The organism is Actinomycetospora lemnae (assembly GCF_028737315.1).
Taxonomy (GTDB): Bacteria; Actinomycetota; Actinomycetes; order Mycobacteriales; family Pseudonocardiaceae; genus Actinomycetospora; species Actinomycetospora lemnae.
Genome location: NZ_JAQZAO010000024.1, coordinates 1 through 16,036 on the forward strand (window position 1 = coordinate 1; position 16,036 = coordinate 16,036).

The 16,036-nt window shown below is 77.9% G+C and carries 2 protein-coding genes; both read right to left on the reverse strand.

From position 1 onward, the window contains the following. The coding region (locus PGB27_RS29050) for a non-ribosomal peptide synthetase (RefSeq protein ID WP_274203942.1) at nt 1-9,482 on the reverse strand (9,482 nt) is incomplete at its 3' end. Then, nucleotides 9,479-15,895 (reverse strand): non-ribosomal peptide synthetase, encoded by a 6,417-nt coding sequence (locus PGB27_RS29055; RefSeq protein ID WP_274203943.1) that lies wholly within the window; start codon nt 15,893-15,895, stop codon nt 9,479-9,481. The genes PGB27_RS29055 and PGB27_RS29050, both read right to left, overlap by 4 nt. Nucleotides 15,896-16,036 lie beyond the last annotated feature (141 nt).

Below are 16,036 nucleotides of genomic sequence, written 5' to 3' on the forward strand. Positions count from 1 at the left end.
CCCGTGGTGTAGATCAGGTCGGCCGCGTCGTGGGGGACGCGGGCCGGGAGGGCGGGCGGGGGCGCGTCCGGCAGGGCGTCGACGTCGACGAGCTCCACGCCGTCGACCGCGGACAGGTCGGCCGCGGTGGCCGCCGTGGTGAGGACGACGCGGGCGCGGGAGTCGGTGAGCATGAGCTCCAGCCGCGCGGCCGGGTAGTCCGGGTCGAGCGGGAGGTACGCCGCGCCCGCGGTGAGGACGCCGACGAGCCCGGCGACGAGCACCGTCGAGCGCGGCAGCGCGACCCCGACGACCTCGCCCGGCCCGATGCCGCGCGCGTGCAGGGCCGCCGCGATCCGCCCGGCCTCGGCGGCGAGCTCGCCGTAGGTGCGTGTCTCGGGGGTGCCGTCCGGGGCCTCGGCGGCCACCGCCGGCGCGTCGGGGTGCGCGGCGACCCGCTCGGCGAAGAGCGCGGGCCAGGTGCCGTCGCCGGCGTCGACGCCGGTGGCGTTCCAGTCGACCAGCACGCGCCGGCGCTCGTCGTCGGCGAGCAGGTCGAGGCGCGCGAGCGGGGTGTCCGGCGCGTCGGCGATCACGGTGAGCAGGCGGGCCAGGCGCGCCGTCCAGGTCGCGGCGGCGTCGTCGTCGACGGCGTCGGGGCGGTGGGCGAGGTGCAGCTCCCAGGACGCGGAGCGCAGCGGAGCCGGACCGTCAACAGCGCCTCCCTCCCCGAGGGCGGCGACGAGCACGAGCGGGTAGTGGGTCGCGTCGCGCCCGGCGACGTCGGCGACGCTGACCCCGGCCGGGCCGCGCTCGCGCACCGCGTCGCGGTCGACCGGGTAGTTCTCGACGACGAGCAGGGTGTCGAACAGGTCGTCGACGCCGATGGCGCGCTGGATGGCGGCGAGCCCGACGTGCCCGACGTCGAGAAGCGCGGCCTGCTCGGCCCCGACCCGCACGAGCAGGTCGGCGAGGGTCTCGGCGGGGCGCTCGACGACGCGCACCGGGACGGTGTTGATGAAGAGGCCGACGGCGTCGGTCGCCTCGCCCGTTCCCCGGCCGGACACCGTCTGCCCGAACACGGCGTCCGGCCCGCCCGCGGCGCGCCCGACCAGCACGCCCCAGGCGGCCTGCAGGACGGTCGCGACGGTGACGCCGAGGCGCCGCGCGGTCGCCGCGATCCGCGCCGCGACGTCCGGGTCGAGGGGCACCGGGGTGCGGTGGGGCAGGACGGTGCGGTCGGCGTCGGGGGTCTCCACCGCGCGGGTCGGGGCGGTGACGCCGGCCAGGGCGTCGCGCCACACGGCGAGGTCCGCGTCGGCGTCGCGCGCGGCGAGGGCGGCGAGGTGGTCGCGGTAGCGCGGCGGCTCCGGGAGCGGGCGGCCCTCCCAGGCGGTGAGGGTCTCGCGCAGCACGATCGGCATGGACCAGCCGTCGATCGCGACGTGGTGGAAGGTGAGGACGAGGCGGTGCCGCGTCTCGTCCCGGCGCACGAGCACCGCGCGCAGCAGCGGGCCGTCGGCGACGTCGAAGGTCCGGGCGCGCTCGGCGTCGGCGACCTGCTGCGCGCCGTCGGTCGTGGTCCGCCAGGGCAGGTCGACGTGGCCGAGGACGACGCCGACCGGGCGCCCGTCGGGGCCGTCGGGGTAGACGGTGCGCAGGGCGTCGTGGCGGTCGACGACGGTCTGCACGGCCGCGCGCAGGGCGTCGGGGTCGACGGGTCCGTCGAGGTCGACGAGCAGCTGGATGGTGTAGACGTCGCCGTCGGCGTCCGCGCCGAGGCGGGCGATGAAGAGCAGCCCCTCGGCCAGCGGGCTCGGGGGCACGACGTCGACGACGTTCCCGGCGCCGCCGGGGACGCGGGCGGCGACGGCGGCGCGGTCGGCGTCGTCGAGCACGACGACGCCGGGCCGCGGCGGCGGGGTGTCGTCCGTCGTGCCCGCGACGGCCGCGAGCCCGGCGACCGTGCGCTGCTCGAACACCTGCCGCGGCGTGACGGCGATGCCGGCCGCGCGGGCCTGCCCGACCACGGCGACGGCGAGGATGCTGTCGCCGCCGAGGGCGAAGAAGTCGCTGTCGGCGCTCACGGTGCCGACCTCGAGCACGCCGCCGACGACCGCGGCGAGCGCCTCCTCCACGGGCCCCGACGGCGCGCGGCCGGCGGAGGTCTCGACGTCGGGGGCGGGCAGGGCGCGCGTGTCGACCTTGCCGTTCGGCGTCGTGGGCATCGCGTCGAGCACCGTGACCACCGACGGCACCATGTACTCCGGCAGGCGCGCGGCGACGGCGTCGCGGACCGCGGCGGACTCGAGCACCGCCCCGCCGGCCGGGACGACGTAGCCGAGCAGGCGCGCCGGGGCCCCGTCCTCGCCGGGCCGGGCGACCGCGGCCGCGGTGGCCACGCCGTCGGCGGCCTGCATCGCGGCGGTGACCTCGCCGAGCTCGATGCGGAAGCCGCGGACCTTGACCTGGTCGTCGACGCGACCCAGCGGGTGCAGCGTGCCGTCGGTGTCCCGGCGCGCGAGGTCGCCGGTCCGGTACATCCGCTCGCCGGGCGGGCCGTGGGGGTCGGCGACGAAGCGCTCGGCGGTCAGGGCGGGGCGCGCGTGGTAGCCGCGCGCCACCCCCGCGCCGGCGATCCACAGCTCGCCGGCGACCCCCGGAGGCAGCAGGCGCAGCGCCGCGTCCAGCACGTACGCCTGCTCCCCCGCGAGCGGCACCCCGACCCCATGTGAGTAGTTGGCGCGCCTATAGGCGCGCCAACTACTCACGTGGGAGGCCGTGGACCAGATCGTGGTCTCGGTGGGGCCGTAGACGTTGGTGACCTCGGCGGCGGCGGCGGCGAGCTGGTCGCCCAGGGCGGGCGGGAGCGCCTCGCCGCCGACGAGCACGCGCACCCCGGCGAGGGTCGCGGCCGGGTCGACGCGGTCGTCGGCGAGCAGCGCCTGCCACAGCGTCGGGGTCGACTGGACGACGGTGCCGCCCGCTCCCCCCGCGATCAGCGACGCCAGCCGCGGCGGGTCGAGCAGGTCCTCGCGCCGCGCGAGCACCAGCTCGGCGCCCGCGAGCAGCGGCAGCCAGATCTCGAGCGCGGCGATGTCGAACGACACCGTCGTCACGGCCACCCACCGGTCGTCGGGGCCCAGGTGCAGCCGCTCGCCCATCGCGCCGAGGAACGCGTCCAAGGCGCCCGCCGGGACCACGACGCCCTTCGGTCGCCCGGTGGAGCCCGAGGTGTGGATGACGTAGACCGTCTCGTCGCCGACCGGCCCGTCGAGGGGGCCGTCGGCACCGCGCGCCTGCGGGTCGACCACCGTCGTCCCCTCCGGCAGCGCCTCCGCGTCCCCGACGACCGCGACCGGTGCCGCGTCGTCGAGCACCTGCGCGATCCGCGCCGCGGGGTAGCCCGGGTCGAGCGGGACGTACGCCGCCCCGGTCCGCAGCACGGCGAGCAGGGCGACGACGAGGTCGGGCGAGCGCTCGCACGCCACGCCGACCAGCGCGCCCGGCCCGGCCCCGGCGTCCCGCAGCGCCCCGGCCAGCGCGGCCGAGCGCTCCTGCAGCTCCCCGCGCGTCAGCACCGCGTCGCCGCAGCGCACCGCGACGGCGTCCGGCGCCTCCGCCGCCACCCTGGCGAGACGCACCGGCAGCGACCGCCCGTCGCGCACCGCGGCCGGCCCCTGCGCGGCGGCCAGGGCGGCGGCGCGCTCGTCGTCGCCCAGCAGGTCCAGGCGCGCGAGCGGGGTGTCCGGGGCCTCGACCAGCGCGGTCAGCACCCGCTCGACGCGGTCGAGGAGGGTCTCGGCGTCGGCGGCGGACACGGCGCCGGTGCGGTGGTCGAGCTGGAGCACGAGGCCGTCGGGGCCGGGCGTCACGACGAGGCTCGCCGGGTAGTGCGGCGCGTCGTGGCTGCGCACCGCGGCGACCGCGAGCCCGTCGGGCAGGGCGTCGGCGACGGCGCTCTGGTCGAGGGGGTAGTTCTCGACGACGAGCAGGGTGTCGAAGAGCTCGCCGAGCCCCACCGCGCGCTGGATCGCGGGCAGACCGACGTCCTGGTGGTCGAGGAGGGCCGCCTGCTCGGCCTGCGTGCGCGCGACGAGCCCGGCGAGCGTGTCGCCGGGCCGGGCGCGCACCCGCACCGGGACGGTCGCGATGTAGAGCCCGACGGCGGTGTCGATGCCGTCGACGTCCGGCGGGCGCCCCGACACGGTCTGGCCGAGGACGACGTCGTCGCGCCCGGTGGCCACGCGCAGCACCTGCGCCCACGCCACCTGCAGCACCGACGACAGCGTCACGCCCCGCTCGCGGGTGAACGCGGTGAGCGCCTCACCGAGACCGACGACGCGCGAGGTGGCGGCGGGCGCGCCCGGGTCGCGGGCCTCGCCGGCGATCCGGGTGGGGCCGTCGAGGTCGCCGAGGGCGTCGCGCCAGGCGGTCAGGGCGGCCGCGTGGTCGGCGGCGGCGAGGCGGTGGAGGTGGTCGCGGTGCGGGAGCGCCGGGGGCAGCCCGGCGCGCTCCAGCACCGCCGCCGCGTCCCCGTCCGTCCCCCGCGCCGCGCTCCACAACGCGAACAGCTCGCGGACGACCACCGGGATCGACCAGCCGTCGAGCACCGCGTGGTGGCTGACCAGGTGCAGCGTCGTCCCGCGCACCTCGAGGCGCACGAGGCCGTCGGCACCCGGCGCCCCGATCAGCGTCACCGGGCGGCCGGAGGAGACGGTCGGGAAGGTCTCGCGCAGGGCGTCGTGGCGCACGGTCAGGGCGGCGAAGGCGCGGTGCAGGGCCGCGACGTCGGCGTCGGTGACCTCGCCGTCGAGGTCCACCTCGAGACGCACGGCGTAGACGTCGTCGCCGTCGAGACTCGGCTGGGCTGCGCCCTCGAACCGCGACGTGAACAGCATCCCCTCGGCCAGCGGCGCCGGGGCCACGACGTCCACGAGCCCGTCCGGGACGCGCGCGACCAGCGCGTCGACGTCGTCCTGGGTCAGCGCGACGGTCGGGAAGTCCGACGGCGTACGCCCGCCGATCGCCTCGCGGGCGGCGGCGAGCTCGCGGCAGGCGTCGGCGAAGGCGTCGGCGAGCGCGACGACGTCCTCGTCGGTCAGCACGCCGTCAGGGAATGACCACCGCGCCACCAGGTGCGGGCCGTCCTCGCGGTCCTCGGTGCGGGCGTTGACCTCGAGCGCGTGCGCCGCGGGCATCGCGTCGTCCCCGCCGCCGCTCATCGCCGGCGCCTCGGGAGCGGGCGCCCAGGCGTCACCGGCGCCGGCGGCGCTGCGGCCCAGGTAGTTGACGAGCAGCTCGGGTTCATCAACGTCGAAGGACACGCCGGCGACGTCGCGGAGCAGCCCGAACCCCAGCCCGTCACCCGGGGTGGCGCGCAGGGCGTCCTTGACGGCCTTGAGCGCCCGGTCGAGATCGTCGGACGCGGGCAGCGGCACCCGCACGGGGTGCGTCGCGGTGAACCAACCGACGGTGCGCGTGAGGTCCGGCTCGCCCGGCACGGCCGCGGGCTCGCGGCCGTGGCGCTCACGGTCGATGACCAGCGAGGACCCCCCGACCCGCCGCGCCACCGCCAGCGCCAGGGCCGTGACCAGCACGTCGTCCACCCCGCCGTGCACCGCCGCCGGCAGCGCGCCGAGCAGCACCTCGGTGACCGCGGGCTCGAGCTCGACGTGGTGGTGCCGGGTGGTGGCGACGGTGTCGCGCCCGGGGTCGAGCGGGCGGCGGGCGAGCGGCGCACTCCCGCCTGCCAGGACCTCCCGCCAGGCCGGCACCTCGTCGCGGCGGCCCTCGGCGGTCGCGACCAGCGCCTGCGCCCACGCGCGGAACGGCGTCGGCACCGGTTCGAGCGCCTGTCCCGCCGCGGCGGCGGCGAGGTCGCCGACGAGGATCGGCCACGACACCCCGTCGACGACGAGGTGGTGCACGGCGAGCACGAGCCGGTCGCGCAGCCAGGACGCGGCGACCATCCGGCCCGCGCGCGGATCGAGGCGGTCGGCGGTGGTGCGGGCGACGCTGTCGAGATCGCTGTCGAGATCGCTGTCGAGATCGCCTTCGACACGCGCGACGACGTCCTCGGCGCGCACCGACCCCGCGGCGGGCACCTCGAGCGCGTCGTCGGTGAGGCGCGCGCGGAGCAGGTCGTGGGCGTCGAGTACCGCCTGCAGCGCGGGCACCGGGTCCGCGCCCGGTGGCACGGTGAGCACGACGCGCTGGTGGTAGGTCCGGATCGGGGCCCGGGAGACGGAGCGCAGCGGAGCTCGACCCGGATCGGCGGACCGGGAGACGAGCCAGCGCTGGATCGGCGTGAGCGGCACCGTCCCCGTGCCGTCGGCGGACGCGGCCGGGCGGGCGCGGTCGACGGGTACGGCCACGGCCGCCAGCCCCGCCGGCGTGCGCGCCTCGAAGATCTGGCGCGGGGTGATCGTCCACCCCGCGCGTCGGGCGCGGGACACGAGCTGGACGGAGACGATGCTGTCGCCGCCGAGGGCGAAGAAGTCGTCCTCGACACCGACCTCGTCGAGGCCGAGCACCGCCGCGACGACGTCCGTCAGCGCCTGCTCGGCCGCGGTCGCCGGCGTGCGGCCACCGGTGTCGACGGCTCGCTCGGGCGCCGGCAGCTGCGCACGGTCGATCTTGTTGTTGGCGGTCAGCGGGAAGGCGTCGAGCACGACGACGTCGCCGGGCACCATGTGCTCGGGCAGGGCCTGCGAGGCCCGTCGTCGCAGGTCGGCAGGGTCGGGGACGGCCGAGCCCTCGGGCGTCACGTACGCGACCAGCCGCGCCGACGGCCCGTCGCGGCGGACCACGGCGACGGCCTGCGCCACCGCGGGGTCGGCGGCCAGCACCGCGCTGACCTCGCCCAGCTCGACCCGGAACCCGCGCAGCGACACCTGGTCGTCGGCGCGCCCGAGGTACTCGAGCTGCTCGGGCCACGGGTCGGGGGCGCCGTCGCGGGTGGTGGCCGGGCGGCGGCGCACGAGGTCGCCGGTGCGGTACATGCGCGCGCCGGGCTCGTCGAACAGGGCGCCGAAGGGGTCGGCGACGAACCGGTCGGCGGTGAGGTCGGGCCGCCCACGGTAGCCGCGCGCGAGCCCCGCGCCGGCGAGGTAGAGCTCGCCCACCACGCCCGGCGCGACCGGCCGCAGGCGGTGGTCGAGGACGTAGGCGCGGCCGTTGGCGTCGGGCACCCCGATCGGCGCGGCGCTGTGCCGGGCGACGGCCTCGGCGCCGGCCTGCCCGGACAGGTCGCCGAACGTCGCGTTGACGGTGACCTCGGTGGGACCGTACGCGTTGACCAGGGTGCGCCCCGGCGCCCAGCGCGCGACGAGCTCGGGCGGCACGGCCTCGGTGCCGACGAGCAGCGTCATGTCCTCGGGCAGCGTGACGTCGGCGGGCAGCGCGCCCGACACCGACGGCGGCAGCGCGGCGTGGGTGACGCTGTGGCGGGTCAGGTAGGCGACGAGCTCGGCGTCGGGGGCGCGGAGCTCGGACGGCACCACGACCAGCGTCCCGCCCACGCACAGCGCCATCGACATCTCGAACACCGCGAGGTCGAAGCTCACCGACGCGAAGTGCGACACCCGCGACGACGGCGCGACGCCGAGCGTGCGGCGCGCGGTGGCGACGAGGTCGGCGACGCCCGTGTGCGGCACGACGACGCCCTTGGGCCGCCCCGTCGAGCCCGAGGTGTAGACGAGGTAGGCGGCGTTCTCCGGGTCGGGCACCGGGAGCACCGCCGCGGGCGCGTCGGCGTCGACCGCGATCCGCGGGGCGCCGGTGGGCAGGTCCGCGCCGCCGACCAGGGCGACCGGGCCGGCGTCGTCGAGCATGAACGCGAGGCGGTCGGGCGGGTAGTCGGGGTCGAGCGCGAGGAACGCCGCGCCGGAGCGCAGCACCGCGACCAGGGCGACGAACAGGTCCACCGACCGCGGCAGCGACACGGCGACCACCCGCTCGGGGCCGGCGCCGGCCGCGACGAGGGCGCGCGCCAGGCGTCCGGAGCGCTCGGCCAGCTCGCCCCAGGTGACCTGCTCGTCGCCGTGGACGAGCGCGGTCGCGTCGGGGCCGGCGGTGTCCAGGGCGGCGTCGAACATCGCCGGCCAGGTGCGCGGGGCGACGTCGACGCGGGTGTCGTTGAGGTCGACGACGAGGTGGCGGCGCTCCTCGTCGTCGAGCACGTCGACGTCGTCGGCGAGGCGGTCGGGGTCGGTGACCACGGCCTGCAGGACCCGCTCGATCTGCGCGAGCAGCGCGCGGGCGTCGTCGGCCCCGACCCGCTCGGGCCGGTGCACGAGACGCAGCCGGGCGGGCTCCTCACCGTGCGCGGGCAGGGCGACGACGCTGACCGGGTAGTGGGTGGCGTCGCGGATGGTCACCTCGTCGACGCCGAGGTCCGGCGCGAGCCGGGCCAGCGCCGAGGGGTCGAGGCCGACGTTCTCGACGACGAGCAGGGTGTCGAAGAGCTCGCCGATCCCGGCGCGGCGCTGGACGTCGGCGAGGCTCGCCTGGTGGTCGGGCCAGCGGGCGGACTGCTCGTCCTGGACGCGGTCGAGTAGCGCGCCGACGGTCTCGCCGCGACGCAGCCGCACGCGCACGGGCACGGTGTTGACGAACAGCCCGAGGATCGACTCCACGCCGGGCACCTCGGGCGGGCGGCCCGAGACCGTGGTGCCGAAGACGACGTCGTCGCGGCCGGTCAGGCGCGCGAGCACCAGGCCCCAGACCACGGACAGCACGGTCGCGGTGGTGACGCCGCGGGCCCGCGCGAGCTCGGCGAGCCCGTCGCCCAGCGCGCCGTCCAGGGCGGTCTCGACGACGGCAGGCAGGACGGCGGGCGCGTGCTCGGACGCGGTCGGGGCGGGCGCGAGGCGGGTGGGCTCGTCGAGGCCCGCGAGGTCGTCGGCGAAGCGCTGGGCCATCGCCCCGGTGTCCTGCTCGCCGAGCCATTCGAGGTGGCGGCGGTAGGGCACGGGTTCGACGGCCGGCTCGCGGCCCTCGGCGTGGTCGAGCAGCTCGGTGAGCAGCGGGCCGAGGGACCAGCCGTCGACGACGAGGTGGTGCAGCGTGATCGCCAGACGCCACCGGCCGTCGGGGCGGCGCAGCAGCAGCGCGCGGACCAGCGGCGGGCGGCCGAGGTCGAAGGGGCGCCGGCGCTCGGCCTCGCAGGCCTGCTCGAGCTCGTCGTCGGTGGCGTCGGCCTCGCGCCAGCTCGCGGATGCTCCCGTCGGGACGACCGCGACGGGCCCGCCGCGCTTGCGGTCGCGGACGGCGGCGCGCAGCACGTCGTGCCGGGCGAGCACGGCGTCGAGGGCGGCGCGCAGCCGCTCGGGGCGCGGCCCGTGGCCGTCGAGGCGCAGCTGGATCGTGTACGGGTCGACGCCGCCGTCCCCGTCGTCCCCCGACGCCCAACGCGCCAGGAAGAGCAGGCCCTCCTGCAGCGGCGACAGGGGCAGGACGTCGGCGACCGACGCAGCGCGGTCGTCGCGCGTGGAGGTCACGGGACGCTCCACTCCGCGTCCCAGCCGTCGGTGAGGTCGTCCAGCTCGTCCTCGTCGAGGGTGACCATCGGGGTGTGCGGCGCGCCGTGGCCGTTGCTCGGGGTCTCCTCCGCCGGCGCGGCGACCGCGGCGAGCGCCGCCGGGGTGCGCCGGGTGAAGACGTCGCGCGCGGCGATCGCCCAGCCGTGCGCCCGGGCCCGGCCGACCACCCGGATCGAGGCGATGCTGTCGCCGCCGAGGGCGAAGAAGTCGCTGTCGGCGCTGACGGCGGCGACCTCGGGCACGTCGAGGACCTCGGCGAACACCGCGCACAGGGCGCGCTCACCGTCGGTCTCCGGCGCGCGACCCCCGCCGGCCGGGGCGCCCTCGACGTCGGGCTCGGGCAGCGCGCGGGTGTCGATCTTGCCGTTCGGGGTGGTCGGGAACGCGTCGAGGACGGTAACCGCGACCGGCACCATGTGCTCCGGCAGCCGGGCGGCGACGGCCGCGCGCACGGCCTCGGGGTCCGCGTCGCCGACCACGTAGCCCAGCAGCCGGGCCGGCGCCTCCCCGGTGCCGGCGCGCACGACCGCGGCGGCCGCGCTCACCCCGTCGGCGGCCTCGAGCGCCGCGGTGACGTCGCCCAGCTCGATGCGGAAGCCGCGGACCTTGACCTGGTCGTCGACGCGGCCGAGGTACTGCAGCTCGCCCCGCTTCTCCGGATCGTGGCTGGCGTCGCGGCGCGCGAGGTCGCCGGTCCGGTACATCCGCTCCCCCGGCGCGCCGAACGGGTCGGCGACGAAGCGCTCGGCGGTGAGGTCCGGGCGCGCGTGGTAGCCGCGCGTGACCCCGACGCCGCCGAGGTAGAGCTCGCCGACCACGCCGTCGGGCACCGGCTGCAGGCCCGCACCCAGCACGTACGCCCGCTCCCCGGCGAGCGGGGTCCCGATCCCATGTGAGTAGTTGGCACGCCTATAGGCGCGGTAACTGCTCACGTGGGAGGCCGTGGACCAGATCGTTGTCTCGGTGGGGCCGTAGACGTTGGTGACCTCGGCGGCGGCGGCCGCGAGGCGCGCGCCCAGGGCCGGGGGCAGCGCCTCCCCGCCGACGAGCACGCGCACGCCCGCCAGCGTCGCGGCCGGGTCGACGCCCTCGTCGGACAGCAGCGCCTGCCACAGCGTCGGCGTCGCCTGCACCACCGACGCGTCCGCGACGAGCCGGGCCAGCGCCGGCGGGTCGAGGAGCTCCTCGCGCCGGGCGAGCACCACCTCGGCGCCGCGCACCAGCGGCAGCCACACCTCCAGCGCGGCGATGTCGAACGACACCGTCGTCACCGCCACCCACCGGTCGCCGGGGCCCAGCGGCAGGCGCTCGCCCATCGCGCCGAGGAACGCGTCGAGCGCGCCCGCGGGGACGACCACGCCCTTCGGCCGCCCCGTCGAGCCCGAGGTGTAGATCGTGTAGACGGTCTCGTCGCCGGTCGGGCCGGCCATCGTGTGGTCCCCGCGGGCGTCGGGCCCCACCACGGGCACCGACCCCGCGTCGAACCCCGCCTCGGCGACGACCGCGACCGGCGCCGCGTCGTCGAGCACCTGCTGCGTGCGCGCCGCGGGGTGCTCGGGGTCGAGCGGCAGGTACGCCGCCCCGGACCCCAGCACCGCGAGCAGCGCCACCACCAGCTGCGGGCCACGCGGAAGCGCCACCCCCACCAGCGCGCCCGGCCCGGCGCCGGCGTCGCGCAGGGCCCCGGCGAGCGCCCCGGCCCGGTCGACCAGCGCGCGGTAGGTCAGCGTCTCGTCCCCGCAGCGCACGGCCACGGCGTCCGGCGCGCCGTCGGCGACGGCGGCGACGCGCTCCGGCAGCGAACGCCCGTCGGTCACCGCCCGCGGTCCGACGCCGGCGGCGACGAGGCGCTCGCGCTCGGCGGGGTCGACCAGCAGCAGGGTGTCGACGACCCGGTCGGGCTCGGCGACCAGCGCGGCGAGCAGACGCTGCCACCGGTCGAGCAGCGCCTGCACGGTCGCCTCGTCGTAGAGGTCGAGCGCGTGCTCGACGAACCCCTCGAGGCCGTCGGTGCCGCGGGTCTCGGTGAGGTCGACGGTGAGGTCGAACTTGGCGGTGCCGGTCTCGCGCAGCTCGAGCGACGCGTCCAGCCCGGGCATCGACGGGCCCTCCGCGCGCACCTCGCGGTAGGACAGCATCACCTGGAACAGCGGGTGGCGGGCGAGCGCGCGGCCCGGGTCGAGCGCCTGCACCACGCGCTCGAACGGGACGTCGGCGTGCGCCACGGCGTCGAGGTCGGCGTCGCGCACACGGGCGAGCAGCTCGCGGCCGGTGGGGTGGCCGCCGGTGTCGACGCGCAGCACCACGTTGTTGACGAACAGTCCGACCAGCGGGTCGAGCGCGGGGTCGGTGCGGCCGGTGACGGGGCTGCCGACGGCGATGTCGGTGCCCGCACCCAGGCCCGTGAGCAGGGCCGCGAACGCCGCGTGGAGCACCATGAACGTCGTCGTGCCCGTGTCGCGGGCGAGCGCGCGCACGCCCCGGTGCAGCTCGCCGTCGACGGTGAACCGCAGGACGCCGCCCGCGCCCGAGGGCTCGGCGGGCCGCGGCCGGTCGGTGGGCAGCGCGATCTCTTCGGGCAGCCCGGCGAGGTGCTCGCGCCACCACGCCAGCTGGGCCCCGGCCCGCGAGCCCGCGTCGGCGGGGTCGCCGAGGCGCGCGGCGTCCCAGACCGTGTGGTCGGCGTACTGCACCGGGAGCGGCGCGCGGTCCGGCGCGTGCCCCGCGCGGCGGGCGGCGTAGGCGACGGCGAGGTCGTCGGCGAGGGTGGCGAGCGACCACTCGTCGGCGGCGAGGTGGTGCACGACGAGCACGAGGACGTGGTCCTCGCCGTCACCGATGAGCGTGGCGGTGACCGGGATCGTGGTGCCGACGTCGATCACGGTGCGGGCGGCCTCGTCGATCGCGGCCTCGAGGTCGTCGGGCCGCTCGACGCGCGTCCAGGGCACCTCCGAGTCCGCCACGACGTGCTGGCGCGCGACGCCGTCCTCGTCCTCGCGCGGCACGGTGCGCAGGGCCTCGTGCCGGTCGACGAGGTCGCCGACCGCGGCGCGCAGCGCGTCCGCGTCCAGCGCGCCGCGCAGGCGCAGCACGGCGGGGATGTTGTAGGTCGGCGACGGCCCGTGCAGGCGGTGCAGGAACCACAGCCGCTGCTGGGCGGGCGAGAGCGGGGGCTCGGTGTCGCGGTCGGTGCGCGGGACGAGGGGCGCGGCAGCGTCGGGGTCGTCGCCGGCACCGCCCGGGTCGAGGCGCGCCGCGAGACCGGCGGGTGTGGGGGCGTCGAAGACGTCGCGGACGGTCAGGGTGCCGCCCAGCCGGTCGCCGGCGCGGGCGACGACGCGCGTCGCGAGCAGCGAGTGACCGCCGAGGGCGAAGAAGTCGTCGTCGGGGTCGACCGACGCGACCCCGAGCACCTCGGCGACGATCGCGCACAGGGCCGCCTCGACCGGCCCGGCGGGCTCGCGGCGCGGCGTCGTCGCGTCGAGTGCCGGCGCGGGCAGGCGGGCCTTGTCGACCTTGCCGTTGGCGGTCAGCGGGAACGCGTCGACCACCGCGACCGCCGCCGGCAGCATGTGCTCGGGCAGCGTCCCGGCGAGGCGCTCGCGGACCTCCGCGGTGCTCGGCGCCCGGCCGCCGTCGGCGATCACGTGCGCGACGAGCCGGTCCTCGCGCAGCGACACCACCGAGCGCGCGATGCCGTCGAGGGCGTCGAGCGCGGCCTCGATCTCGCCGGGCTCGACGCGGTGCCCGCGCACCTTGACCTGGTCGTCGCCGCGCCCCACGTAGTGCAGGACACCGTCGGTGTCGCGGCGCACGAGGTCGCCGGTGCGGTACATCCGCGCGCCGGGATCGCCGGTGGGGTCGGCGACGAAGCGGGACGCGGTCAGCGACGGGCGCCCGAGGTAGCCGCGCGCCAGGCCCGCGCCCGCGATGTGGAGCTCGCCGACGACGTCGTCGGGCACGTCCTGCAGCGCGCGGTCGAGCACCCGCGTGCGCGTCCCGGTGATGGCGCGGCCGATGGGCGGCGCCCCTCGTGAGCGATCTTTCGAGCTATGGCTGGGAAGTGCGCTCACATGGGTGGACGTCGACCACACCGTCGTCTCGGTCGGGCCGTAGAGGTTGGTGACGTCGGCGCCGGCGGCGTCGAGGTCGGCGGCGAGCGAGGCCGGCAGGGCCTCGCCACCCACGAGCGCCGTGCGCCCGGCGAGCACCTCGGGGGCGACGTCGGCCAGCGCGCGCCACAGCGTCGGCGTGGCCTGCACGACCGCGCCGGGGTGCTCGCGCAGCAGGTCGGCGAGCGCCGCGGGGTCCTGCACCGTGCGCCGCGGCGCGACGACGACGCACGCCCCCGCGAGCACCGGCACGAGCAGCTCGAGCGCGGCGATGTCGAAGCCGATCGTCGTCACCGCGACGAGCTCCCCGCCGGGCTCCAGGCCGGTGCGCCCGTGCATGTCGAGCAGGAAGGTGCGCAGCGCGGCCCGCGGCACCACGACGCCCTTGGGGCGCCCGGTGGACCCGGAGGTGTGGATGACGTGCGCGACGTGCGCGTCGTCGACCGGCGGGAGGTCGCCGGGCTCCCCCGGCTCCCCCGCTGCCGCCGTGACGTCGAGCGTCGCCACGCCCGGGAGCGCGTCCGCGGTCTCCGGCGTCACCAGCGCGAGGGTCGGCGCGGCGTCCTCGACGACCAGCGCCAACCGCGCCGCGGGCGCGTCGGTGTCGAGCGGCAGCCAGCCCGCCCCGGCGTGGACGCAGGCGAGCACGGCGACGACGAGGTCGGGCGTACGTGGCAGGGCGATCGCGACGAGCGCCTCCGGTCCCGCGCCCGCGTCGCGCAGCCGCGCCGCGAGCGCCCGCGCGCGCCGGTCGAGCTCGGCGTGGGTCAGCGACGGGCCCCCGGGGCCGGTCACCGCGACGCGGTCGGGGTGGGCGGTGGCGGCCGCGGCGAGCACGGCGGTGAGGTCGCCGGCGGGCAGCGAGGAGGCCGGGGCGCCGGTGCCGGCGGCGAGCGCGGCGTCGCGCTCGTCGTCGTCGAGCAGCGGCACCGCGCCGATCGGGCGGTCGGCGGGCGTCGTGGCCAGCGTCGCCAGCAGCGCGGCGAGGCGCCGGTGGTGCCCCTCGAGCGTGTCGGCGTCGTACGTCGCCGGGTTCGCGTCGAGGTCGAGGACCAGGCTGCCGTCGGGCTGGCGCTGCACGTTGACCGCGAGGTCGTGCACCGGCCCGCCCGACACCGGCCGCGCGGTGCCGGTGGTCTCGGCGCCGAAGCGCAGCCTGTCGGCGAACGGCTTGACGTTGACCCAGGGCCCGACGAGCGCGGCCTCGCCCCGGCTGCCCCCCGCCGAGTCCAGACGCAGGTCGCGGCGCAGGTCCTCGAAGCGGTGGTGCTGGTGGTCGCGGACCGCGGCGAGCTCGGCCGCGACCGCGCCGACCAGCTCGCCCACCGTCGTCGCCGGCGTCGGCGCGAGGCGCAGCGGCACGATGTTGACCAGCATCCCGGGCGTGCGCGCGGCGGCCTTCGACGCGTCCTTGCCCCCCAGGCGGCCCATCATCGGCACGCCGAGCACGACGTCGGGCGCGCCGGCGAGCCGGTGCAGGTAGAGCGCGACCGCGGCGAGGACCAGCTCGGGCCAGTGCCCGCCGCCGGCGCGCGCGGCGGCCTCCATGTCCTCGACGGCCGCGGCGGGCAGGGTGCTGCCGCGACGCAGGAACGTCGACGACGACCGCCGGCTGCCGCGCCCCAGGCTCGCGGGCTCGGGCGGTCCGGGGAAGCGCCCGGCCCAGAACGCGCGGTCGTCCTCGCGGCGGCGCGCGCGGGCCTCGGCGTCGGCCTCGACGAGCTCGGCGAGCGTCCCGGCCCGCCGCGCCGGCGCCTCGTCGACGGCGAGCCGCGCGGCGTAGAGGGCGGCGACGCGGCGGGCGATCAGCGAGAACCCGTACGCGTCCATGACGACGTGGTGGTAGCTGTGGAACCACACGTGGTGGTCGTCGGCGAGCCGCAGCACGGCCTGCGCGAACAGCGGCCCGCGGTCGAGGTCCACCGGCTGCGCCAGCGCGTCGGCCATCCAGTCGCGGGCGGCCGCCTCCGGGTCGGCCTCACCGCGCAGGTCCACCCGCGTCACCGACCACGCGGCGCGCTCGTCGGGCGCCAGCGGGGTCTGGCGGGGCTCGCCGTCCACGGTCGTGAACCGCACGTGCAGGGCGTCGGCCTCGTCGACCGCGTCGCCGATGGCCGCGACGAGCACGTCGGGCGCGAGCGGCCCGCGCAGGTCGATCCGCTCGCCGGTGGTGTAGATCGGGTTGGACGGGTCCAGGTGCTGGGCGAACCAGATGCCTGCCTGTGCGCCGGTCAGCGGAAGATCGCGCGCCTCGACCACGCCCACCTCCTCGCCCACGTCGGCCCCCGGACCGGGCGAGTTTGGCAAGCCTAACCTGCAAGCCGCAACCGCGGCCGGGCGCGACGCGGACCACGTTGCGCTCGACGGTGCGTGTCCGATCGACCACTCGCCGGTGGGGTT